Source organism: Bradyrhizobium sp. ISRA436 (assembly GCF_029910015.1).
Lineage (GTDB): Bacteria > Pseudomonadota > Alphaproteobacteria > Rhizobiales > Xanthobacteraceae > Bradyrhizobium.
In genome coordinates this window covers 5,923,839-5,947,808 of sequence record NZ_CP094519.1, presented here as the reverse complement: position 1 = coordinate 5,947,808, position 23,970 = coordinate 5,923,839, and the positions used below count along the sequence as shown (strand labels likewise).

Below are 23,970 nucleotides of genomic sequence, written 5' to 3'. Positions count from 1 at the left end.
TCGCGGCCGTCAGCTTTTGGTCAGGCAATGGGGTTAATCAGCCGCTGCCTGAAAGGTGCCTGGGCAGCCGCACGAAGTTCCTTCACGGGTCATGCTCGATCAGGTGGAAGGGCAATGTCGTAGCGTTTGACGAACACGTATCGCACCTCGCGCGCCACGTTTGATCGGCAGCGCGTTGATAGACCAATCACATATCTAGGTGTCCAAATGCCGCATGAATATCGCAGCCTTAGTGTTATCGTTCGCTCCCCGTCGGGCGCGAAGGGCGATACCGGCGAGATAGCGGAAGGACAATACAAGGTCGAGGATGGATACGTGCTGCTTAACAAGTTCAAAGATAGTGGCGTTGCGTATCAGGCCGCCCTTGGCGACGACGATGATCCCACCGCGGTCGCGAAACGACTCTTGAAATCCTGGTGGCAGGCGCAGGACGTTTCGGGCGGGAGCCTGGAGCCGCCTAAGCGGATTGCTTGAGCCTATCTTGGCGCGCTCCGGACCGGCACGCCGTGTGGCTGGACCGCACCTGGCGCAAATGAATCCGCGATGGCCGCCGTTCCTGAGGGCGCTCTAATGGTCCAATATGCCGTCACGGCAGACGATGCCGATATCTATCTGTCATTCGCCGCCGAGCTTGCGGATTCGGTCAGGCCCATCGTGCTGTCCTATTTCCGCACGCCGCTGGATGTCCTCGCCAAGTCTGATGCCAGCCCGGTGACGATCGCCGATCAAGCCGTTGAGTTGCGTCTCAGGGAAAGGATCGAGGCGCGCTTTCCGGAGCATGGCATCATCGGCGAGGAGATCGGAGCCAAGCCCGGCGGAGCGTTCACGTGGATCGTCGACCCGATCGACGGCACCAAGAGCTTTATCAGCGGCTTTCCCTTGTTCGGCACGCTGATCGCGTTGACCTATCAGCAGCGACCATTCTGCGGCCTGATCGACGTCCCCTTTACGAGTGAGCGGTGGATGGCGAAGCCCGGCGTGGCGTGGTTCGGCGATGGATTGGCACGGACCAGCGCATGCGAGAGCGCCACCGACGCGCGTTTCTACACCACATCGCCTGACATGTTCCGCAAAGGCGAGATGGAGCCATTCGAGCGGCTATCGCGAGCTGCACGGATGCGCCGTTTCGGCGGCGATTGCTACGTCTATGGCCTGCTTGCGTCGGGACACTGCGACATCGTTCTCGAAGCGGGGCTTCAGCCATATGACTACATGGCACTGGTGCCGATCGTGCAGGGCGCCGGCGGCTGCATCACCGATTGGGAGGGATGCCCGCTCTCGATTCGCTCGGAAGGGCGCATCTTGGCAACCGCAACTCCGCGGCTTCATGCCGAAGCGCTCGCCTTGATCCAGGGATAACCACCGATCCTGCCCTACAGGACAACCATCAAAGTGACGGTCTTCGGCTTTGCCGACCTCAGGGATCTCATGACCAAGGCGACGCCCGAGCGGTCGAGCGATCAGCTTGTCGGCTTCGCCGCTGACGGTCCGGCCGAGCGGCTTGCGGCCCAGATGGCGCTGGCCGATTTGCCGCTCACGAACTGATCCGGCCGATACTAACGGCGCCTGACCTTGGATCGACATGATCCGGCGGTCTTTGCGATCGTCTCATCGCTCACTGTCGGCGAATTCCGCGAATGGCTGCTGAAGCCCGAAACCGGCCAACAGCAGCTTGAGGCGGTGGCGCCGGCCTGACGCCTGAAATGGTCGCTGCGGTCTCGAAGATCATGCGATTACAGGATCTGATCTCGGTGGCGTCGAAACGGGAAGTGGTCACGACATTTCGCTCGACGATCCGGCTCATGGGACGGCTTTCGACGGGCAATCCAACCACCCAACCGATGATGCCTATGGCATTGCCACGTTGGCCGTCGATGGGCTCGGTGACGCAGTGATCGGGGTCAATCCAGCTACCGATACGGTGGATGACTATATCCGGATCGTTTCTCTGCTGGACCAATTGCGCAGCCGCCTATCGATCCCGACGCAAACCTGCTGTCTGGCCGTGTGACGACGGCCTTGAAGGCCGTCGCAGCGAACGCGCCTGTCCATATGCAATGGCGAGTTCGCGACAAGGTTGGCGGGCGCCGAACAGCTGGTGCCTGCTTTCACACACAAGGGCTGCCGCGCGTGCATGGTGCGTTCGGCCCGTTGCACGTGTGCGCAAGCGTGAGGGGATTGGCCCGGCTTTTGCTCCACTGCCGCCCGATTGCGTGCAGGATGCTGTTTTGTCGGGAGTCTCCCCTGCGGAATACAGGACCTTCATGCGATCGGAGATAATAGGAGCTCGCATTGTTGACGGTACCGTGGAAACGACCGACGCCGCGCCGGCGACGCAGGCATCAGGCGGTGATATCCGCTCATCGCGAGCCGCAGCTTAGCGGTTTGCAAATGGCAAGCGTGATGCGTCCAGAGTCTGAGCTCCAGGAAGTTGCTGTCAAAGACATCGGAGATAGCAACGACGCGCCTCTTGGATCTCGATCCATCAAGGTCGCCACAGAGGAGCGGCCGCTTTGATATTGCGGCGCTGCCGTCAGGTTATGGCCGCGAAGGCTCGCGGCCAATGTTTGACCAATGACGGCCGCGCTTCGCTCGCGCATCAGCGCGCACTCGCGCCCGAAGATGGACGACATAGCACACCTGCAACCAAAGCTCTGAAATAGAACGTGTAGTATGAGAACGAAGACGATCACAATCACCGTGCTGGCGGTTCTCGCGTTGCTCGGCTCGCCCAGCAGGGCCGTTGAAATTTACGATGTCGGTGATTCGAGCGGTGTGCCGTTCATGCGGGTCCGCATACTCAGTGCCGACGAGGCCGATCCGGGATCTTCATCGCGCAATTTGTCCCGTTGGGAGATAGATCAGGTGCTTACCGGGATTCAGTATTGGGCTGAAATCATCAAGGTCATCCCTGGTCAATCGCCAGCGATTATTAGTATCAGCGCGAACTACGATAACAATGCCTGGGGCATGTCTCCTTCTCATGGAGCCGGCACGAAGGTGCAGGCTGCGCTCACCGGTCAGGATCCGGGCGAACTTGAATCTGGTGCTCATGGCGCGATCGGCATCGGCCAGATGGGATTTTCACCGCACACTTACATCCCGTCCCAAGTGTCTATGACACCGAGCACAAACCTTTCAGCCGTTAGCGTGCACGAGAACGCGCATCTGCTCGGCATGACGGGTGCTGACTTCATTGGTCGTGCCGGCGGGCTGTATTTTCCCGAAACGATAAATCGGTGGACGAGTCATTTGTACGATGACAATGGCAAACAGGCTCAGCCGGGGCAGGCGATTCATTGTTCCCAATGCCCGAACCAGCCAGCTGCCGACGTTTTCGATCTGCGACGTGATCAAGGCTATTTCAAAGGGGAGCATGTGAGCGAAGTGATGGCCGGTGCCATGCCAGGTATTCCGCTGCGATCGAAGGACAGCATGACGCACAGCGAACTAAAGAACAGTTTGATGAGCCATCAGCGATACCGGAACTACACCGCCCTGATGGAAGCGGAGATCGCCGCGTTTCAAGATATAGGTTACAGTATCGATCGGCGCAATTTGTTCGGGTACTCCATCTATGGAAACGGCCAGAATCTGGTAAACGACAATCCCTTCTTCGCTCGCAAAGCCGACCGCACCGCCTATCTGCCAGATACATACAACACGGCCACGCGCGGACTCGGACTGCACGTCTATGGCAGCCACAACACTCTGCTCCAGAGCGCCGACCTGCTTTCGAAAGGAGCAGGGGGGGCCGGCATCCGCGTCGACGGCGAAAACAATCACATCATGGTTCCGCCCGGAACCCGCGTGTACGCCGACGGCGCCTATGGGCGCGGCGTCATGTTCGCCTATGGTAAGGATCACACACTGACTCAGCGTGGCGACGTGCAGGCTCTCGGCGAGCATGGCATCGCGGCAAGTTTCGACTTTGGCAACAATGTGTTGGGCAATGACCGTGAATATCGTGGCTCGTACATTCACACGATTGGCAATAGTCCGGCGCCGATGCTGAACGAAATCGACGGTCCGCTCGTCAGCACGTATGATCTGACCGGGCGCCTAGCCGGTAGTTATGCCGCGATGTACATGTCGAACAATGGTTATGTGGGCCAGATCAATGTGATGCGTGGCGCAACATTGTCAGGGGACATCCTGTCTGATTACGCCCAGCCTGACGAGAACGGTTCTCCGCGCCTGACCAAATTAACCTTCGGCATGGCGCCTGACGCGAATGGTCATTCCACGGGACGGCCCGACGCAAGCTTTGCAATCCGCTATGAAGGAAACATCGTTGGACGCAACAACCTATCGCTGGAGCTGTCTGGTGGCGCCGTGCTGTTTACCGGCAATCACGAAGTGTACGGCGCAACCGTCGCGCAAGGCGCAACCTTGTCCGGCAACGGCAGTTATCTCCTCAATACCAATGGCCGCTTCACCAATAATGGCGCGGTCGCGCCGCTCATCGATGGTCTTGACAACAGCATCACGGTGAATGGCGACTATCTGCAAACCTCGACCGGTCGCTTACAGGTTGCGGTGAACGATATCGGTGCGTTCAGCCGCCTCGTGGTGAGCGGCAATGCGACGCTCGACGGTGCGCTCGCGATCACGCCCCTGCGTGGCTGGTATGGCAACGATTTTAGCGTTTCCTCTAATCGATGGTTGAATGCAACAAATCTGACGGGTTCGTTCACGAACGTGACGGCATCGCTGCAATCGCCAACCTTGCTGGCGAGCGCTACAGCCCAGGGCGACAATACCTACGCGTTGACACTCTCCCGCCCAACCGATGCCTATTCGCGTTATGGGGCTGATGCCAGCAGCCGCCAGGTGGGCGCGGCGCTCGACCGAGTAGCTGGCAACGCTGCTCTGGGACTGCACCCGCTCGTCGCGGCGCTCGACTTCTCCGCCTCCGACGGCACGGTGGTGACATCTGCGCTGGGTCAGCTTTCGCCGTCCGTCTATGCGTCGGAGAAGGGCAGGCGTGTCAATGACAGCTTCTATGCACGTTCGGCAGTCTATAACCGTCTCGAACAGGCGTTTGGCGGGGCGCCGTCGTCGCCGATGGCGGTGATGGGTTATGGTGCCGGGCAGAGGACAGGCGGCAATTCTGCCTCTGCCATCGGTGCTATCGGCGCTGCTTCCCTTGACCTGCCGTCCTATGACTTGCAGCCTTATGCAGCGTGGGGTTCTACCTTTGGCGGATGGGCGACCCAATCAGGTGATCGCAATGCTGCAAGCACCAGATCCAGCATTAGCGGCGTCATGACCGGTATCGACGCGTCGGTACTTGACGACTGGCGTTTCGGTGTATTTGCAGGCTATAGCCGTTCTACTTTCAACGCTAGCGGTCGTTCGTCGTCGGGCCGCAGCGACAATTACACGTTCGGCACCTATGCCGGCACCGAGTGGACCGTTCCAGAAGGGGCCATCGCCTTCCGCTCAGGTCTTGCCTATACATGGCACGATCTTGAGATGAGCCGCAATGTTAGGTTCCCGGGGTTCAATGACAATCTGATCTCGGATTACGATGCAGGCACTTTCCAGATTTTCGGAGAGCTGGGCTACAAGGTCCATGTCGGCAACGGGTCGGTGATCGAGCCTTATGCCAATCTCGCCCATGTTCGTGTCGCGACGGATGGTTTTAGCGAGAGGGGTTTGGGCGGAGCGGCGCTAAATATTCAAGCTAACACGATGGAAACGACGCTCTCCACCCTCGGCGTCTACGCGACCAGGCGTTTTCAACTTGGCCAAATCGCCACGACTGCCCGAGCCGATATTGGTTGGCGCCATGCCGTTGGTGATCGCATTCCACTGTCGACGGCCAGCTTTGCTGCCGGGTCCAGCGCTTTTGCAGCTTCGGGCTTATCCATCGGCAAGGACGTGGCACTCGTTGAATCGGGTCTGGACTTCCAGCTTTCCAGCAATAGCACCCTTGGCATCGCCTACCAGGGCCAGTTTGGCTCCGGCATTACCCAGAACGGACTCAATGCCATCTTCAGCGCGAAGTTCTGATGCGCATGGTCAATCGATTTTTCGCCAGGCGCGCGACACGCAGTGGAGTCATGTTGGTTACCATCCAGATATCGTCGACAAAAAACGCCGCCGGCGATTCGGGGCTAGGCTGCATGAACGAAGCGCTGGCTGTCCAGGCGCGATGCCCGTGGGAATCCAGGGTCTGCGGCGGACAGACCTATGCCGCCGATGCATGGCATTTCAGGGGCCAGAAATTGCTCATGGCGAGCTGACTTGCCTGAGCCAGGCGCCCATTCGCCCGACACGAAGGAGAAACGCAATGAATCAGCGGGATGTAGCCGAAGTCAATCTTCACGACTTACAGGTATCGGATCCGCTGATTGGGAACTTCCAGCAAGTGGTGATTGAAGTGGCGATTCCCTATCAATGGGACACGCTGAACGATCGCAATCCCGAAGTAACACCGAGCCACGCGGTCGAAAATTTCCGTATTGCCGCCGGACGTTCGAAGGGTGAGTTCTACGGCACGGTTCTTCAGGACAGCGATGTCGCAAAATAGTTGGAGGCCGTTGCCTGGTCGCTGTGCCAGACGCCCGATCCGGACCTGGAGAAAGCCGCCGACGAGCTGATTGAATTGATTGCGGCCGCGCAATGCGGCGACGGCTATCTCAACACTTATTTCATGCTAAAGGGCCCTCAGGAGCGCTGGAGCAATCTCGCCGAATGTCACGAGCTCTACTATGCCGGCCACTTGATTGAAGCCGGCGTCGCTTTCTTTGTGGCTGGAGGCAAACGACGCCTGCTTGAGGTCGTTTGCAGGCTTGCTGACCACGTCTGCACGGTTTTCGGCCCTGAGCGTGATCAGTTACACGGTTATGATGGTCATCCAGAAATCGAACTTGCGTTAACGCGCCTCTACGAAGCGACGCAGGAACAGCGATATCTGACGCTCGCCAATTATTTGGTGGAGCAACGTGGCACAGAGCCGCACTTCTATGACATCGAATACGAGAAGCGGCGGCAATCCGGCCACGTCAAATCATACGGCCCGCCCTGGGCGGTGCGCAATAAAGCCTACAGCCAGGCGCACCTGGCAGCTTCGAAACAGCGGATCGCAACCGGTCATGCGGTTCGATTTGTATACCTCATGACCGCGGTCGCTCACCTCGCGCGTCTAAATCAGAATGAGCAACAACGCCAGGCTTGCCTGAGGCTATGGCAAAACATGGTGCAGCGGCAGATCTATATTACCGGAGGTATCGGCAAAGCCTGGGCGAAGCGTTCAGCTGCGATTGCGATCTGCCGAACCATACTGCACATGCGGAAAGCTGCGCGTCGATTGGTCTGATGATGTTCGCGCGCCGTATGCTGGAGATGGAAGCGGACGGCCGCTATGCCGATGTGATGGAGCGCGCACGCTACAATATTTTTACGCTAACCCGCTCGAAACTCATCCGAAAACGCTGACGTCCAATGGCTTTTACAATCATGTCGCGCCGGTGCGGCAGCGCTGGTTTGGCTGCGCGTGCTGTCCGCCGAACATTGCGCGCCTTTTTCACATCCCTTGGACACTACATCTATACGCCACGCGCTGACGCGCTCTACATCAATCTCTACATTGGCAATAGCGTGGCACTATCGGTCGGTGGGCATACGCTGCGGTTGCTGATGAGCGGAAACTATCCCTGGGAGGGCGAGGTGTTAATCGCTGTGGAATCTGCACAGCCGATTGCCCACACGCTTGCTCTGCGCCTGCCGGAATGGTGCAGCGCGCCGCAGGCGAGCCTGAACGGAAGGATGACTTCAATCTCGGGCCGGAAAGCGCCTCCTGGTGAAAGGCGGGAAATTCAACCAAGCCTATCAAATCACCATACCGGAGGACCGAAATGGCGTTCGCTGAAGCCTCTACAGCACGGATGGCGATTTCGCCCCGCTCAAGGACCTGGTCGCACTCGCAGACCGGCACGATGCATTCCTGATGGTACTGAAGCTCATGCCACGGGGAGGGACGAGGGCTCACCGCGCCCTACGAGACGTTCGAAAATCTCCTGGTCGTCCATACCTGCGGCAAGGCGCTGGGTGCTGCTAGGAGCGCTTGTTCCCGCCTCCGGTGTGCTCCGTCATGATCAATCGTTGCCGTCCGTTCATTTTCGCCACCGCGCCCTCACCGTTGATGGCCGTCACCATAGGAGAGGCACTATTGATCCTGCAGCAGGAGCCCGAGCGTCAGCAACGGCTAGCCGAGCTGGTCGCCGTTCACGCATCGGGCGATCGTTGCGCGCGGTGAGCGAAGTCCTCGGGACTCGCGGATCGTGCCATACGACAACGCGCGCGCGATGAAGCTTGTCGTTGCATTGCAAGTTCGCGGCTCTGATGCCCGCGAAATCCAGCCACCAACAGTGCCTGCTGGCACGCCCCGTTGGCGGATTTCACTGACACTCAATGTCGCCGAGGGCGGCATGCGTGGAAATGCTCGATGTTCTATCGCGCGATTTGGCTGGCCGACCTCGTCGGACCGTATCGGCAAGCGGATTTTTTGCGATAAAGGATGGAACCACTTGGAGTACGAGAGGGGTCAAAGATGAGCGGGGCGATCCGTGCCGTGTCGTCTTGCTGAATAGCAACGTTTAGCCTGCACGCGTCTCCGTCCGAAAGCGGACGGGCTTCATGCATACAGCCCGCCACCCCTGTTACGAACCTGACATTGCGTGTCCCGAAAACACGCGCGTCTACCGCTGCGCGCAGTGGCCCAAATCCTGCACGCTAGGTGGCCGTACGCTCGAGCCGGTCGTGAGACGCCGGAGTTGCAGGACAATGGAATCGCAAGGCTATGGGCTTCGGGAGTCACCTAGTCCGAAGCTTCTTAACCTCATTTCCACTGCGGCTTCGTTCGCCTTGCGATCGTAGCTGTCCGTATGGCTTTGGAGAGAGGAGTAATTATGCAATCCGCGTCAAGTGAGAACGGATCGATCAAGATCGTCGCCCCTGAGGACCGCTCGAGGGTCATCGCCGTTCTCACGACAGCCTTTACGATGTGTCCACTGCTGAGATGGTTATATCCCGAGCCAGAGCGTTACTTGCGCCATTTCGTCGGCTTCCTTGAGTATTACGCCGGTGATCCGTACACGGATCGAAGTGGCGCGTGTTTCGAGGACGGCATTAAAGGCGCGCTTCTGTGGCTAACCGACAAAGTGCACCGCGATGACGCGCGCATGATGAAGTACTTGCTCGGGAGCGTTCCAGAGTACAGACGAACGGAAACTGAAAGGATATTCGAAGAGTTCGGCAAGTATCACCCTACGGAGCCGTACTGGTATTTCACCATGCTGGGCATCGATCCCATGCACCAGCGGTCCGGGTGGGGAGGCCTTCTATACCGATACGGTCTTGCCATCCTGGATGAGGCGAATGGATTGGCGTTTACAGAAGCCACCAGCCTTAGCTCGGCACGCCTATATGAACGCCTGGGATGGAAGATCGTGGGTGAGGTTCAGGTCGGCAGTTCGCCGCCGTTTTTCCCGATGCTCCGCCGTCCTTCTTGAGAGGGAGCGCCGGTTGGCCCGGTGCCCAAGGCGGGCCTTTGTCCACACGTGAACCAGAACCGGAACAGGCCGCAGGATCTAGTGATCCTGTCGCCTGCAAGACGCGCATCATGCTACAATCCCAGGATCTCAAAAGACTGGATAAATTATTCTCCTCCATGCAGGAGGCGAACGGATGTTTTCTAGGCTACCCGTTTGCGAGGGGCTTCGATTATGAGCCGTTGTGGCGCTTCATGCGCCTCACAGGCAACAACCTCGGAGATCCGTTCGAACCAGGGACCTATCGTGTCAATTCGCATGAGTTCGAATGCGAAGTTATCGATTTCTTTGCCCAGCTGTTTCGCGCGCCTGCTCGCGAATTTTGGGGGTACATCACCAATGGAGGGACCGAGGGGAACATTTATGGGCTGTATCTCGCCCGCGAGCTCTATCCGGATGCTGTCGCGTATTTCTCGCAGGACACACACTATAGCGTGAGCAAAGGGGTTCGTCTGCTCGGGCTGGATCACTGTGTGGTGCGTTCGCAGTCAAATGGAGAAATGAGCTATGACGATCTAGCGCAGAAGGCGACCCGTACCCGAAATCGCCCGGCCGTTGTCGTCGCCAACATTGGCACTACAATGAAGGAAGGCAAAGACGATACGCTAAAAGTTCGTGCGGTCCTTCGCGATGTCGGCATCGGCGCGATCTATATCCATTCCGACGCGGCTCTGTGCGGGCCGTACGCGCCCTTCTTAGATCCGAAGCCCGCATTCGATTTCGCGGATGGAGCCGACTCGATCACGCTCAGCGGACACAAGTTTCTTGGCGCGCCGATGCCTTGCGGCGTCGTTCTCTCGCGCAAGCGGCACGTTCAGCGCGTCATGCGCGCCATCGATTACATCGGCAGCTCAGATACGACATTGAGTGGATCGCGCAATGCGTATACGCCGATCATCCTTTGGTATGCGATCCGCAGTCTGGGTATCGAAGGAATCAAACGGATGTTCCACCAATGTGAGCAACTGGCTGCCTACACAGCCGATGAGCTTAATGCCCGTGGCGTCAGCGCGTGGCGGAATCCCAATGCGCTTACGGTTGTGTTCCCACCCGTCGAAGGAAGCATCAAGGCCAAATGGCAAATTGCGACTCAGGACGTTAGCCATTTGGTGATCACGCCAGGCACGACCCAGCGCCAAACAGACGCGCTGATCGAGGCGATCACGAATAGAGGCGGATGATCTTGGTGGACGCGGCGGCGCGCTCGGGCAAGCATGCCGGTACTCACTAATACCGAACCGGAATATGCCCCCGAGCAGATGCATGATGCCACGGAAGATCACATCGTGACTGATGACCCTCACATTTGCCGTGGCGGCCACAGCTTCCAACTGGCACGTATTCTCACGGAGTTTAGCCGTAGTGCGGTCTTCCCGGCCGGATCCGTCGTCGACGCCATGCGCAAAAATGCTCTGGAGCTCATTTCTTACACGACCACTCGTTGTGGGAGATCTTGGTTTGCGTAAGGTTGGGCAATCGGATCAGAAGCGTCGAGGAGCTCTCAAGGGAAGACCCGCGCCGCAACAGCGTTTGCATGCCGCGATGGGGATGGAGACGCCGCCACTCGACGAGAGAATCGGCGGTGTCATTCGACGTATTCGGCTCGAGCGGGGGCTTACGCTTGGTGATGTCGCATCGGCAGCAGGTATTTCGGTCCCGATGCTCAGTCGGTTCGAGACTGCGCACTCTAGCGCCAGCCTGTTGCTGCTTGCACGTATCTGCGCGACACTCGGTATGAACCTTTCGACCTTGTTCAGTGAGGTCGAGCAAACGAGGGGGGAGGCCGGACTCATCAAGACCTCCGATCAGATGGAGGTCGTTCGCTCAGGCACTAAGTATGGGTACACCTATCGATTGCTGTCCCATTGGCCACGGAGGGTGTTTGAACCCTTCCTCATCAACATAGACAAGAGAAGCAAGACCTATCCGCGCTTTCAGCATCAGGGAACGGAATTTGTCTACATGCTGAGAGGGAGGATGCAATATCGATTTGAAGATAAGACGTTACTGCTCGAGCCGGGTGATGCATTCACGTTCTCTGGGTATGTTCCTCATGGTCCGGAAAAGCTCTTGGACGATGACATTCAATTTATCACGATGATCATTTATCCAGAATAGTTGCGGGGGCCCCCAGGAGCTGCGACAGGTCATACGCAGGAGCATCGGGTCTGGTACTGGGCCCGAAGCTGAAGTTGGGTGTCGAGTGGGATATAATGGCAAGCGTCGCCTCGGCGTGTGAGTTGCCGATCGAACTGAACTGCGATCGCGCAACTCCGCCGCTGCGCCGGCGGTCGCCAAAGCCCAGTGCTCCGCGACCGCTAGTGGTCCGGCGGAACACGCAAGACGGCCCATACACCTTCGCAATTGTCACCTGCACGTCCTTCGACCGGTGCCTTCATTCGGCCAAAGAGGGGAGCGGCTATTTCGAGAACTTCATCCGGCGCGAACTTCGTGCACATTGCGAGCAGCTCGCAAGTCACAAAGGATCATCGAAAAGAGCCCGGAGCTCGTTGGAGCTTCGGGCAGTGGAGTGAGGAGCGCCCGATAGGGCACCTGCCGCCATTCGCTAGATGTATTTAGCTCGCTAGGGGCAAGCGAATTACAAGCCCAGTCAGGCTTGCGTCAAATGTCGACCTAGATATGATCGTCTGATTCCCGCAGGATCAGATGAGTACCTCATCCAATTAACGCATACGCCTCGATCTCAACCAGTTGCCAAGCGCGCAACATCGATGTGACTTGCACCAGAGTTGAAGCTGGCCGAATGGAGCCGAACGTTTCCACGTGAGCTCTTGCGACTTCGTCCGCGTCAGCAATGTCGCGAACGTACACGACGGTGCGTACGACATCGCTGAGCTCCGCTCCCGCAGCCCTAAGCGCCATCGAAATTGTCCTTATAGCGGCTGTTGCCTGCTCATAAGCGCTGCTGTCTTGGAAGTCGGCCGGGGCGCACGTGCCGGACACGTGAACTTGACCATTCTTCGCCACAGCTCTCGAATAGCCAAAGACGTTTTCGTAAGCTCCGCCCGAAGATATGTTTTGTCGCTGCTGTTGTGCCTTCACGTAAGTGGTCATTTCACCTCCTTCTAAAGTCCTGTGAAATCGCGCGCGCGATACCATGTTTCAACGGCGGGTACGGCCGGTCTTGCGACAGCGTGGAACATATGAGTTGGGAAGGTCAGCTCGTCGAACGCCGATCGACCTTCCGTCTCGCCGAGCATTTGGAGCGCAATCTTTCGTCCAAAATGCGTGGAGCGCGAAACGCCCGTTCCGCAATATCCCATTGCGTAATGGATGCCAGCAGGTGTCCGGCCCAAGTGCGGAAACTCGTCGAATGTGTAACCGATGAGACCGCTCCAGGCGTAGGAAACTCTTACGTCTCTCAATTCCGGAAAGGTACGCAAAACGTCACGCGCCAGGTGCGAGTACGCCGCGAGCACGGTGTCGCCGGCAAAATGGTTTGCGCGCCCACCCCAAATCAGCCGGTTTTCGTCTGGCGCCGGACGAAAATAGAAGAACACGCGATTGCTGTTCCCGTAGACGCGCCGTCGTGGCATCAGTTGATCAAAGAGTTGCGCGGGAATTGTCTCGGTCGCGAGCTGCGCCGACCGGATCGGGACGATCCGCTTTTTAAAATATGCGCCGACATTTTTGGTGTAGCCGTTCGTCGCAACGAGGACGTCTTTGGCCTGAATTTCGAAACCATCGAAGTGTAGCGTGTGCTGAGCGCCTTCACTCGTGATTCCACGTACCGGTGCACCGCCGTGAACCGCGGCCCCAGCTTGAACGACTCGGTCCAGGAGGCCCGCATGGTACTTGCCCGGATGAAGGCTCGCATCGTTCGGTAGCAGCGATCCCCCATAAAACAAATCCGAGCCAATCTCGCTGTGCTGCTCGGATCGAGTGATCATGCAGGACTCGACACCGACGTAGCGCCTCAGATCCTCCATGTCGCGAGCCATATTTTCGTAATGCTCTGGCCGCATCGCGCCGCGGAAGCGCCCGCAGCGCGTAAACGAGCAGTCGATCCTCTCTCGCTGCGTGAGAGCTTCCAGTCCGTCGAGCATTTCGATCCCTTCACGAAGCAGCTCGACAGCCTTCCGCTCCCCTTTCATTTGGATGAGGGTCTTCACGCGAACCTTCTGATTGCCGCTGCCAACCTGTCCGCCGTTGCGAGTGCTGGCACCAACGCCGGGCGCGCCAGCGTCAACGACCACAACCTGGCGCCCTGCGCGAGCGAGGACCAAGGCGGCAGAAAGGCCGGTAAAGCCGGCTCCAATGACGACAACATCGGCTCTCTCGGCCGGAGTTGGCCAGGGACCAGCCATCGGCGGGGCCGCGCGCCACCAGAACGGAGCGGCCGGCGTCGACCAGTACTTTGCCCAGCCTTCAGCAAGCTCACACAGGCGAATTCCCATGGGCTCATCATCTGAGTTGGCACTCTTGATGGAGTTCGACACGTGGCACCTTACTTACGACTTGCATATAATAAAAAGAAGTTGCATGAAATGCAATAAGGCAATACAAGCATCTTTGCCGGCATGGGCAACTCGCCAGACCTGGTGCAACATGGCGGGGCTGCCAACCAAAGGAGAAGTTCGAATGCATCTCCCGAACGCGTGGACGGGCGCAATGTCACCAGGAAGCCTCGCGACCCCTAAGGGGTTGGACCTTGGCGGGGCTCAGGCTTTCCTGAAGCAGGCGGGTATCCGCTACGTGCTTGCGCAGTTCGTCGATCTGCATGGCGTCGCGAAGAGCAAAGCCGTTCCGGTCCAGCACCTTGAAGACCTCTTGAAGGAAGGGGCCGGATTTGCTGGTGGGGGCGCTTGGGGGCTTGGCCTGCTTCCCCATGAAGCCGAATACATGGTGGTCTGCGAACTCGATACCCTGTTGGTGACCCCATGGGCCCCGGGATATGCACGCATGATGGGTGTCGGCACGGTGAAAGGGACGCCTTATCCAATCGACACGCGTAATGTCCTCAAGAGGCAGGCCGCGCGACTTGCGGAGCGGGGCTGGACATTCAATACAGGCCTGGAGCCTGAGTTCATTCTCCTACGACGCGAGCCGGATGGGAAGCTGTCGCCGTTCGACGGCACGGACACGCTCGCCAAGCCTGCTTATGATTATCGCGGCCTCATGCGCGGGCGAAGCTTCCTTGAGCGGGTGACGGAATGCCTACAAGCGGTCGGGATCGACGTCTATCAAATCGATCACGAAGACGCGAACGGGCAGTATGAAATCAACTTCAAATACGCCGACGCACTGAAGACAGCAGACCAGATCGTCTACTTCAAGATGGCGGCCTCGGAAATCGCGCATGATCTCGGCGCAATCTGCTCGTTCATGCCTAAGCCGCGCAGCAATTCGACCGGCAGTGGTATGCATATCCACTGCTCGATTGCCGATCGAGACGGGCAGAATCTCTTCCACGATGACGCGGACCCGCGTGGAATGGGCTTGAGCAGGCTCGCCTATCATTTCCTGGGCGGTGTGCTTGCCCATGCAAAGGCGCTGACGGCGCTTCTGGCGCCAACCGTGAACTCTTACAAGCGTCTTGTCGTCGGTCACACGGTGTCCGGCGCGACATGGGCTCCCGCCTTTATTGCTTATGGCGACAACAACCGCACCGCGATGGCGCGGATTCCCTACGGCAGGCTCGAGATTCGCACTGGCGACAGCAGCATGAATCCGTACCTCGCAACCGCGGCCCTCATTGCCGCCGGTCTCGATGGCATTGAGCGCAAGCTCGAGCCAGGCGCGCCCAGAAATGTCAACTTCTACGGTCTCTCGCTCGAGGCCATCAAGGAGATGGGCGTAGATCTTCTTCCGCAGACGCTCACTGAAGCGCTCGATGCGCTTGAGTCCGATCAGCTGTTTGCAGGCGCTCTCGGGGAGCAAGTCATCAAAGAGTTCACCTCGCTGAAGAGGTCGGAGTGGCTGGAATACCACCGCCACGTGTCCGACTGGGAAGTTGAAAGATATCTCAGCTTCTTTTGATCTCACCTGTGCCGGAGAGAAACATGTGTGGAATTGCAGGCCTGTTTATCAAAGGAACGCGACTTCAGCCGCGCCTCGGCGAGCTGCTTGCGTCAATGACGTCGACCTTGTGTAGCCGGGGGCCCGACTCTGCCGGTTTTGCGCTGTATACGGACGGAACCCCAGAAAAAGCGAAACTTACGCTGACCTCTGTGGAAGGAAGATCCGACTTCGAGGCGCTCGGAGTGATGCTCTCACGATCAATTGGTGCTCCGCTTTCGGTGACGAGCCGTTACACGCACGCGGTTGTGACCGTGCCAACCGATCTCGTGAGACTGTGCCGCGATTGGCTCTTCGAGAACGCTCACGACGTTCGGATTCTGAGCGAGGGGTTCAATCTCGAGATCTACAAGGAAGTCGGTTATCCCGACGATGTCGCGCGTTCGTTCGACATTGCCTCGCTTTCTGGCACGCATGGCATCGCGCACACCCGCATGGCCACCGAGTCCGCAGTGACCACGACGGGCGCTCACCCGTTCTCGACCGGCCCCGATCAATGTCTGGTTCACAACGGTTCGCTCTCCAATCATGCATCTCTTCGGCGTGAGCTTAAGCGCGACGGTATTGCCCCCGCGACCGAGAACGACACCGAGGTCGCCGCCGGCTATCTGACCCGTGAGTTGAAGCGGGGCAGAACGCTTGGAGAGGCGTTAAAGTCGAGCGTGGACGATCTGGACGGATTCTTCACCTTTGTGGTCGGGACCAAGAACGGCTTCGGCGTGCTGCGCGATCCAATCGCGTGCAAACCTGCGGTGATGGCAGAAACCGACGACTATGTGGCGTTTGCCTCCGAGTATCGGAGCCTGACATCCCTGCCGGGAATCAAAAGCGCGCAGGTTTTCGAGCCGAAGCCCGCAACAGCTTACTTCTGGGAGCACTAGGGAATGAACCAGATCGACATCGGCAACTGGTCGCAACGCGATCTGAATCAGCTCCGGTCGTCTAGCTACACCCGGAAGATTGATCTTCTGACGACGCCGCTTCGTGATCTCAACGCGATGTTGCAGGCGCTCGGCAGCGATACGAAGACCGACCAGACGTCCGTTCGGGTCTTGAACCCCAACGGAGCACACGCGATTGCGGTCGGGATCGACGCGCCGCTCGATGTCGAGATCGCCGGCCATGTCGGCTACTATTGCGGCGGCATGAACAAGTGGGCCAGCATTGTCATCGATGGAAATGCCGGCCAGGGAGTCGGCGAAAACATGATGTCCGGTCTGATCCACGTCAAGGGCGATGCCAGCCAGTGTGCCGGCGCGACGGCTCATGGTGGCCTCCTTTTGATCGAAGGCAATGCGAGCGCCCGCTGCGGCATCTCCATGAAGGGGGTGGATATTGTCGTAAAGGGCGGTATCGGCCACCTGTCAGGCTTTATGGGCCAGGCCGGCCGCCTGGTTGCGTTTGGCGATGCCGGCGAAGCCTTGGGCGATTCGATCTACGAGGCCCGCATCTATGTTCGCGGTAAAGTCGAGAGTCTCGGCGCCGATTGCATCGAAAAGGAGCTGACGGACGAACATCGCGCCGAGCTTTTTGCGCTCCTCAAGCAGGCTGACGAGGCTCACAAGGTCGATGTATCGGACTTCCGGCGCTATGGGTCTGCTCGCAAGCTCTACAACTTCCACATCGACAATGCTGGGGCCTATTGATGAACACGATTGAGAAGACGTGGGGCTACATTCCGCCGCGCCCGTCCGCTACCTTTGACGAGCATGCGATTGCGGAAATCCGCCGCGCGGCCGCGACCGGCATTTACGACATTCGCGGTGGCGGCACCAAGCGGAAGGTGCCGCATTTCGATGACCTTCTATTCCTCGGCGCATCAATGTCGCGCTATCCTCTGGAGGGCTATCGGGAACGCTGCGAGACCAGCGTGGTCCTTGGGACGCGTTTTGCCAAAAAACCGATTGAGCTCGCGATCCCCGTGACCATCGCAGGCATGAGCTTCGGCGCTCTTTCGGCCCAGGCCAAAGAGGCGCTCGGCAGAGGAGCAAGTCTGGCCGGCACGTCCACCACGACAGGGGACGGAGGCATGACGCCGGAAGAGCGGGGCCAATCCAAGACACTTGTCTACCAATATTTGCCCTCAAGATACGGCATGAGCCCGGACGACCTGCGCAAGGCGGATGCAATCGAGATTGTCGTCGGGCAGGGCGCCAAGCCGGGGGGCGGCGGCATGCTGCTCGGGCAGAAGATCTCCGATCGCGTTGCCAAGATGCGATCTTTGCCCAAGGGAATCGATCAAAGATCGGCCTGTCGGCATCCGGACTGGACGGGGGCGGACGACCTGGAAATCAAGATACTCGAGCTGCGCGAACTGACAGGCTGGGAAAAGCCGATCTACCTGAAAATGGGCGCAAGCCGACCCTATTACGATGTTGCTCTCGCCGTGAAAGCCGGGGCGGACGTCGTGGTTCTCGACGGGATGCAGGGCGGTACCGCTGCGACACAGGATGTCTTCATCGAGCATGTCGGGATTCCGATTCTTGCGGCGATCCGGAGCGCGGTTAAGTCCCTGCAGGATCTTGGCATGCATCGAAAGGTACAATTGATTGTCTCGGGCGGGATTCGTAGCGGTGCCGACGTCGCCAAGGCTCTTGCACTGGGAGCGGATGCGGTCGCAATTGGGACCGCCGCGTTGATCGCACTCGGTGACAACGACCCCCGTTATGAGGACGAATACCGTGCGCTGGGGACCACCGCCGGCTGCTACGATGACTGGCACGAGGGCACAGATCCGGCCGGAATCACCACTCAGGATCCCGCTCTCTCGAAGCGGCTCGATCCGGTGCTCGCGGGCCGTAGGCTAGCGAACTACCTCAGGGTCCTCACGCTTGAAGCGCAGACGATCGCGCGTGCGTGCGGCAAGAGCCGCCTGCACAATCTGGAGCCGGAGGATCTTGTCGCGCTGACCGTCGAGGCAGCCGCCATGACACGGCTTCCGCTGGCGGGGACAGATTGGATACCTGGATACTAATCTGGCTTTCCTTTTAAGCCTGAGCTCGTGGCCTACCAGAGATCGCGACCACGGGCACACTTGGCAGGTGTCTGAGCAAGCAACCGCCCCTCGGACATGGTTTCGCCAGCGAGCTGGGCCCGCGAGACACATCCCATCTTTGCAAGGATGTCCTCGATGTGAGTCGAGGCCGTGCGCGGCGAAGTGTAACACTCTGATCACTTTGATGATTGACGAGACATTTCAGTCAGCTTCGTCAGGATGTCACCTTGGTTGTCGACCGCCTGCCTGCATGAACTGAGAGCTTCCCTAATGGCGACAAGAAACTTCCCGAGGGTGCTTGGAATTGAAGTTTTCCTGATGAGGTCTAGGTCCTGTAATGAGAGGACTAAGTATCTCGATTTTCCAAGCCTTTTCAGTCGCTCATCGTGTTTTAGCACCATGCGATTATAGTAAGCATTAGCTTCCTCTTGGTCTTTTCGTGTCGCGACGAGACTCGACAGCGCGATGTTCAGTATCTCGTTCTCGTACAATCCTCCGATAGTCAGAAGTGCCACGCGTGGGCCCACCCAGCCGAGGTTGATTGTAGGTAATCCGTTCGGCTGAATTTGCATAAGGATAGTGCCGACATGCTCTTCAACGAAGGCGACAGGATCATTTTGGAGCGCTTGTGCTGTGGCTGAGTTGGACACTCGTTCCAATGTAGGGATGATCCATTCCCGCTCGATCAATCCGCGGTTGATTGCGAAGGCCATGCTGATGACGTCGTCGGTATTCCGGCGCGCTATGCTATCCAGTAGAGCTTTCGCGCCAACGGCTGGACTGCGCGAAATAAACAGCGCAGCAAAATACTCCTGAAATGAGCGGTGGGTGAAAGCGTAATCAGTTCCTTCGATTTGAATGAGACAGGTCGACTCGATCATATCGCTAGTAAGATCGTCGATATTGATTTCGAGTCGTTCAAGCTCAAGCGCTTTTTGCAGGGCGGCCCTGAACTGCGACTTGGTGAAGATAAAGAGCTCCTGCAGATAAGTTACCATGCAGAAGGCCGACATGCAGTTTCGGAATTCATCTACCGAGAGGTTTGAATAGGTCTTTCTTTTATAGACGCCTTCCTTTGCGGCGTCGTGTATTGAGAACAGGGCGTCAAACGCTTTCTCGTAGAAGACGTGACGCTTCGTTGGAATGTGACCCGTCTGTTCAAAGGTCACGAGCATCATGATGCACAGGAGAGGATTGGACAAGAAAGTCTTATGAGTAACAAAGAGCCGGCTCTTCGCTTCCTTTAAGAATTTTTCCTTGATCTTTGCGTCATACTCAAGCTTGTCGATCAGTTCGGTCGCTTGTGGCTCCTCCAGGGGCTCAACGTAGACTGTGTCGAACGCTTCCCAACTTTCCAGTCTGCGGTCGGCATCTGGCCTACTAGATACAATGATCTGGAGGTCGGGGCACTGTTCTCTGAGCTTTATGATCTGCGTTTCGATTTCCTTGCGGTCTTTGTGATTGATTTCGTCGAAGCCGTCGAGGATCAGCGAGAAGACGCCAGCCTTGAGGCTGTCCAAGAATTGCGATTCCGTAATCGTCGCATTTGAGCCGATGAGATTGTAGTAGAGGAATTCCTTTATATCTTTCTTTTCAGATGCGTTAATTTCCCTCAGCTCGAAGAAGAGTGGAATCTTGGAGCGTTCTGCCTTGCAAAGCTCGAGAAATAGATGGCGCATGAACATCGATTTCCCGCTGCCAGCATTGCCAGCAATCACAAAGCTGGCCCTATTGGACAAGCCAGCGATGAACGTCCTGTCGGTGACCAGGTTGCGGCGCATCCGTAATCTGGTTTGGACATAAATGTTGTAGATGTGGGTGGAATGGTCGCGGTTGATGATCGGTGTTCGAACATAGGAACACTTCCTGATTTTTGCTTCGGTGTATTTCGTAAGGTCCTTGGTGATGGTCGCAAGGACTTTGGCGACTACGCTTCTGATGCCCTTGGAAGCGGCGGCCACGGCGTTGTTGATTTGACCTTGGATGACCGAGGCGGCGAGCTTCGCGAAATCGATTTCCGGCGTCATTGCTTCTCTTGAATAAATAGAACGGACTAAAATGCGCGACTGATTCGGCTTCGTAGTGTTACGAATTCAACCAACAGGAGCAACAAAAGAGCGCGGTTTCCCGCGCCTCTTTGGTCTAAAGCGATGCTGCATTTCTCAGTATATCGGCCCATGCTCTAGACCGGCGAGCATCACGTGCGCCCAGATGCTAGTCGGCCAGATGTTGCCATGCTCGCCGAGGTAGACTTTCACCTCGTTGTCGGTCACGACGCCACTGAATGGACAAACGTTCGAGTTTGGCGAACCGTTCGGCCAAGCTCCCGAGGGGCCGGGCTCGAAAGGCCGCTCGCGCTCACTAATCGAGCTTGCTACGGTGCAGCGCCTGTCCCACGCCGCCTTGGAGGCACAAATCCAGGCGTCAGAGGCGCCCTCCGAGAGGCTAGAGCTGAAACGGATTCGGTAAGGGACGACGCGAACACCATGACCGAGGAGGTCGAGTCGTTGGCGCTCCGCAGTGCGGAGCTGGAGGAGCAACTCGATGTCGTGGCCAATGAGCGCGCTCTTCTCGACGCCAAGCGTCAAGAGACGAAGTCTTCGCTGAAGAATCGCGAGCAAGAAATCGGGTACATGCAGACCCGCATGACCAACCAAGGGCGTCTGGAAGAATTCGTGAGGCTGGAGCTGGAGACAAAATTACCTCGCTGGAAGAGCGTCTCTTCGGAACCGTCCCTTAGCTTGATGGCTGGGGTATAGAACAGCAAAAGTATCAGGCTAAAAGTCGGCGGCACACGGCAGAAGCTGCTGTTTCCTTAACTTCCGTTCGATAAGTTAGTGATCTTTTCGATCTCGCGAATGGCCTGATCTACCATTCGTTCAAGCCTCATAGCCTGTCGAACAATTTGCTTGGCGCCGAAAGCGTCGGCTGCGTACCGCGCATACTTGGAGAAGTTGCGGGCTCCGACCGGAGCAAAACGCTTGCGCAACCTCTTAGTGAAGATCTTGTTCGCGCGACCTTCCGCGATCGCCTTTTCACCAATCTTTGTTGTAGTTGTGATGGCGCGTTTGGCTTTGCGCCACTGCCGCGCCATCGACGAAGGCCGGATCGAAGCCCCACTCTTCGACATGTCAAAGCCTAGATACTGAAAGCTCTTATCGCTCCCGGTCCCGAACTCGGCGCGCTCGGTCTTCTCGTCCTTGATCTCAAGCTTGTGGTCAGCAATGACCGCTTTCAGTGTTTTCGTGATCTCGGTTTCCTGATGGACCGGACAAATCACAAGAATGTCGTCCGAATACCGCTGATACAGGCCGCCGATCTTCGCGCAAGCACTGGCCATCGTGGCATCCACATCCATCATGTAGAGATTCGAAAACGCGCTACTGATGGGCGTTCCTTGCGGAATACAAAATTTGTCGGGATTGGTGACGATCGCGATGCCCGCTTTATGGAGCTCCGCGATCGTCGCAATCGGCTCGCGACCGCCTCCCTTGATCCTCTCGGAGAACACCGGATGGGCCTCCAGCGTCTTCCGGTCAACCTTGCTGAATTTCGTGACGTGCCGGAAAACAGCGTACCAATCCGAGGGAAGTTCCTTGACGCCAAGCAGCCGCTTCAGCCGGCTTTTAAGGATGGCATGGTCAAGATTGTCAAAGAATCCGGTAATGTCGAAGCAAAGCACCACGCAAGGCTGATGGTCCTGGACGAAACGGTAAGCCTTCGCCGAGAAATCGTAGTTGGCCTGCCCAAGCCTACGATAGGCGATAACGTGATCACTTAATTTCGAATGTTCGTAGTGCTGATCAAGCAGTTTGCCCGTCTCATGGGCGTATTTGGCAAGGATGCAGGTGTCGCGGTGCGACGCGAACATGATGTCGCGATCCTTGTAGACCGTCTTGCCATCCTTCGGTTTGTAACGTTTGACGCGCTTGACGTAGTGAATCAGTGGAAGCCAAGAATGCTTCGCGACAAACGCCGGACTGCACACTGAAGACACAAAAGAAAGACCAACTGGCGCGTCAAAGTGGCGATAGCCCCGCTTCTTGAACCATTCGTGCCCCAAGCAATTCCCCAATTTCGCAGTGATTGGGAGGCTGGCTCGAACCCTGAACCTCGGCCTGTGGCCGAACGCCCCCCAATCGCACGCATCAATCCGTCGGCTTCTTTCCCATTGTCTCGAACAGGCTTTCCCCCAACGCGGGTTTCAAAAACGCGATGCAGTATAGTCTAGTCGTCGAGGTGCGAAGCATGTTCACAGTCTCATGGCGCGACTTCGCCGGACCGACGATGTTAATCGTCGTGGCCTGCGCAGCAGTCATGCTACCAGTTGACATTCCAAACGACCGTGCCAACTGGCCAATTCCAGCGGCGATGAAGGACATGGGAGCACCTACGTTCTTCCGCAAGTGCGCTCGAATCCTTTTCCGTAGTTGACACGCGCTTTAGCGTGTGATCATGACGAATCGTATCGGCTGATTCGCGTTGGTTCGGCCCCCTTTACACGAGCTCGGGCTCTTCGATGATCGCTGTTTGACCAAAACTTCGCGGCGAGTCCCGCCAAGGTCACGTTTTCCAGCATCGCATCATGCGGGATAAGCACATAGCACCATGGCTTGCCGCCGTAGGTCTTGGCGTGATCGTTGGCGTGCCCCACCCATGTCCGGGCGGCCTTCGCCTTGGCCTTCACCGTCCCATCCTCGAGATCGCGCCGGACCTTGATTTCCACGATGAGCTTTTCGGCTTTCGTCTCCACCACAAAATCGGGCTCGTAATGCTCGCCGCGCCGGAGTTCGATTTGGAATTGTTTGCCACCCGGCTTTACCCACCGCAGCACGCCGGCTCATGGTCGGAGTCGATCAAGCTTGAAGCCGCCATAGACATAGCGCCGCGTGTCGCTTGGTGGCACGACAGGCGCGGAAATCGCGCACCGCCTTGGCGTCACCGACTCGGAAATCGATGCTTTGCAGCACCTAAGAACCACTTGAAACCCGCGCGCGATATTTCTTCGGCGTCTCGATGTAATGGCCAACCTCGGCGGCAAGGATCGCGCCGCGCGGGATCGGCGGCTGCAAGGCGAACAGCGCGGCGTCGACCTGATGCGGGTTCATGTCCACGCGCGCCGTCGAAAGGGATTTCGCGAAGGCGTCTTCGTCGACGCCTTCGAGCGTGATCCGGTGCGCAAGGTACCGGCTGTGGTATGCGGTGTAGTCGTTCATCTGCCCCTATCGGCGATCCGTACGGATTACCGATCTCAACCCAGTTTCTTGTTTGTTCTAGCCCGCTTCGCCACTCGCGCAAGAGGCCATAGCCTCTATACTCGTCCAAAACGAGTGATTCTTTCGGGCATTACACGCGCTTGGCAGGCGGCAGGGCCTA

21 protein-coding genes and 3 pseudogenes are annotated in these 23,970 nt (G+C 57.7%); 18 read left to right on the top strand and 6 right to left on the bottom strand.

Translation table 11 applies throughout. From position 1 onward, the window contains the following. Positions 1–207 precede the first annotated feature (207 nt). The 13 genes and pseudogenes from MTX23_RS27725 (at position 208) to MTX23_RS27675 (ending at position 11,678) form a co-directional block, all read left to right on the top strand. Positions 208–474: a hypothetical protein gene (locus MTX23_RS27725; protein WP_280973320.1), complete on the top strand. Its 267-nt coding sequence runs from the start codon at positions 208–210 to the stop codon at positions 472–474. Between the two features lie 96 nt (positions 475–570). Beyond that, a complete protein-coding gene (gene hisN / locus MTX23_RS27720; RefSeq protein ID WP_280978218.1) occupies positions 571–1,359 on the top strand; it encodes a histidinol-phosphatase in 789 nt (262 codons plus the stop codon). A 33-nt stretch (positions 1,360–1,392) separates the two neighbouring features. Beyond that, positions 1,393–1,545, top strand: a complete 153-nt coding sequence (eutB, locus tag MTX23_RS36460) for an ethanolamine ammonia-lyase subunit EutB (protein ID WP_348637523.1) — start codon at positions 1,393–1,395, stop codon at positions 1,543–1,545. A gap of 27 nt (positions 1,546–1,572) precedes the next feature. Next, positions 1,573–1,695, top strand: a complete 123-nt coding sequence (gene eutB / locus MTX23_RS36455) for an ethanolamine ammonia-lyase subunit EutB (protein WP_348637522.1) — start codon at positions 1,573–1,575, stop codon at positions 1,693–1,695. 8 nt (positions 1,696–1,703) lie between these two features. Beyond that, a pseudogene (eutB, locus tag MTX23_RS36450) lies at positions 1,704–2,011 on the top strand (ethanolamine ammonia-lyase subunit EutB). Between the two features lie 662 nt (positions 2,012–2,673). After that, positions 2,674–6,018, top strand: a complete 3,345-nt coding sequence (locus MTX23_RS27710) for an autotransporter domain-containing protein (protein ID WP_280973319.1) — start codon at positions 2,674–2,676, stop codon at positions 6,016–6,018. Further along, the gene (locus MTX23_RS27705; RefSeq protein ID WP_280973318.1) at positions 6,018–6,251 is read left to right on the top strand and encodes a hypothetical protein; all 234 of its coding nucleotides are present in this window, start codon (positions 6,018–6,020) and stop codon (positions 6,249–6,251) included. Before MTX23_RS27710 ends, MTX23_RS27705 begins: the two co-directional genes overlap by 1 nt. A 47-nt stretch (positions 6,252–6,298) precedes the next feature. Further along, positions 6,299–6,538: a hypothetical protein gene (locus tag MTX23_RS27700; RefSeq protein ID WP_280973317.1), complete on the top strand. Its 240-nt coding sequence runs from the start codon at positions 6,299–6,301 to the stop codon at positions 6,536–6,538. After that, positions 6,539–7,454 (top strand): annotated as a pseudogene (locus MTX23_RS27695) (beta-L-arabinofuranosidase domain-containing protein); the annotation flags it as partial. A gap of 425 nt (positions 7,455–7,879) precedes the next feature. Beyond that, positions 7,880–8,610, top strand: a pseudogene (locus MTX23_RS27690) (aminotransferase class I/II-fold pyridoxal phosphate-dependent enzyme); the annotation flags it as partial. 308 nt (positions 8,611–8,918) lie between these two features. After that, positions 8,919–9,521, top strand: a complete 603-nt coding sequence (locus MTX23_RS27685) for a GNAT family N-acetyltransferase (RefSeq protein WP_280973315.1) — start codon at positions 8,919–8,921, stop codon at positions 9,519–9,521. A 110-nt stretch (positions 9,522–9,631) separates the two neighbouring features. Then, positions 9,632–10,741: a histidine decarboxylase gene (locus MTX23_RS27680; RefSeq protein WP_280973314.1), complete on the top strand. Its 1,110-nt coding sequence runs from the start codon at positions 9,632–9,634 to the stop codon at positions 10,739–10,741. A gap of 277 nt (positions 10,742–11,018) precedes the next feature. Then, positions 11,019–11,678, top strand: a complete 660-nt coding sequence (locus MTX23_RS27675; protein ID WP_280973313.1) for an XRE family transcriptional regulator — start codon at positions 11,019–11,021, stop codon at positions 11,676–11,678. A gap of 558 nt (positions 11,679–12,236) precedes the next feature. Here MTX23_RS27675 and MTX23_RS27670 read toward each other — a convergent pair. Together MTX23_RS27670 and MTX23_RS27665 are read right to left on the bottom strand one after the other, a co-directional pair. Next, positions 12,237–12,635: a Rid family hydrolase gene (locus tag MTX23_RS27670; protein ID WP_280973312.1), complete on the bottom strand. Its 399-nt coding sequence runs from the start codon at positions 12,633–12,635 to the stop codon at positions 12,237–12,239. 11 nt (positions 12,636–12,646) lie between these two features. Beyond that, positions 12,647–13,978 (bottom strand): FAD-binding oxidoreductase, encoded by a 1,332-nt coding sequence (locus tag MTX23_RS27665; RefSeq protein ID WP_280973311.1) that lies wholly within the window; start codon positions 13,976–13,978, stop codon positions 12,647–12,649. A 184-nt stretch (positions 13,979–14,162) separates the two neighbouring features. Between MTX23_RS27665 and glnT the strand changes: the two genes are divergently transcribed. The 4 genes from glnT to MTX23_RS27645 all read left to right on the top strand — a co-directional run bounded on the left by glnT (position 14,163) and on the right by MTX23_RS27645 (position 18,573). Continuing rightward, entirely contained in the window at positions 14,163–15,560 is a 1,398-nt protein-coding gene (gene glnT, locus MTX23_RS27660; protein ID WP_280973310.1) for a type III glutamate--ammonia ligase, read from the top strand. A 23-nt stretch (positions 15,561–15,583) separates the two neighbouring features. Then, positions 15,584–16,480: a glutamine amidotransferase family protein gene (locus tag MTX23_RS27655; RefSeq protein ID WP_280973309.1), complete on the top strand. Its 897-nt coding sequence runs from the start codon at positions 15,584–15,586 to the stop codon at positions 16,478–16,480. Between the two features lie 117 nt (positions 16,481–16,597). Beyond that, complete coding sequence (locus MTX23_RS27650; RefSeq protein ID WP_280978217.1) at positions 16,598–17,245, top strand: protein glxC; 648 nt, start codon at positions 16,598–16,600, stop codon at positions 17,243–17,245. Then, positions 17,245–18,573 (top strand): FMN-binding glutamate synthase family protein, encoded by a 1,329-nt coding sequence (locus MTX23_RS27645; RefSeq protein WP_280973308.1) that lies wholly within the window; start codon positions 17,245–17,247, stop codon positions 18,571–18,573. Before MTX23_RS27650 ends, MTX23_RS27645 begins: the two co-directional genes overlap by 1 nt. Before the next feature lie 197 nt (positions 18,574–18,770). On the opposite strand, the gene MTX23_RS27640 is transcribed toward MTX23_RS27645, so the two are convergent. After that, complete coding sequence (locus MTX23_RS27640; RefSeq protein WP_280973307.1) at positions 18,771–20,621, bottom strand: NACHT domain-containing protein; 1,851 nt, start codon at positions 20,619–20,621, stop codon at positions 18,771–18,773. A 459-nt stretch (positions 20,622–21,080) separates the two neighbouring features. Between MTX23_RS27640 and MTX23_RS27635 the strand changes: the two genes are divergently transcribed. Then, a complete protein-coding gene (locus MTX23_RS27635; protein ID WP_280973306.1) occupies positions 21,081–21,353 on the top strand; it encodes a hypothetical protein in 273 nt (90 codons plus the stop codon). A gap of 56 nt (positions 21,354–21,409) precedes the next feature. On the opposite strand, the gene MTX23_RS27630 is transcribed toward MTX23_RS27635, so the two are convergent. The 3 genes from MTX23_RS27630 to MTX23_RS27620 all read right to left on the bottom strand — a co-directional run bounded on the left by MTX23_RS27630 (position 21,410) and on the right by MTX23_RS27620 (position 23,810). Then, positions 21,410–22,657: a reverse transcriptase domain-containing protein gene (locus MTX23_RS27630; RefSeq protein ID WP_280973305.1), complete on the bottom strand. Its 1,248-nt coding sequence runs from the start codon at positions 22,655–22,657 to the stop codon at positions 21,410–21,412. A gap of 390 nt (positions 22,658–23,047) precedes the next feature. Next, entirely contained in the window at positions 23,048–23,428 is a 381-nt protein-coding gene (locus tag MTX23_RS27625) for a hypothetical protein (RefSeq protein WP_280973304.1), read from the bottom strand. A 136-nt stretch (positions 23,429–23,564) separates the two neighbouring features. Beyond that, positions 23,565–23,810, bottom strand: coding sequence for a hypothetical protein (locus MTX23_RS27620; RefSeq protein WP_280973303.1), 246 nt, complete (start codon positions 23,808–23,810; stop codon positions 23,565–23,567). Positions 23,811–23,970 lie beyond the last annotated feature (160 nt).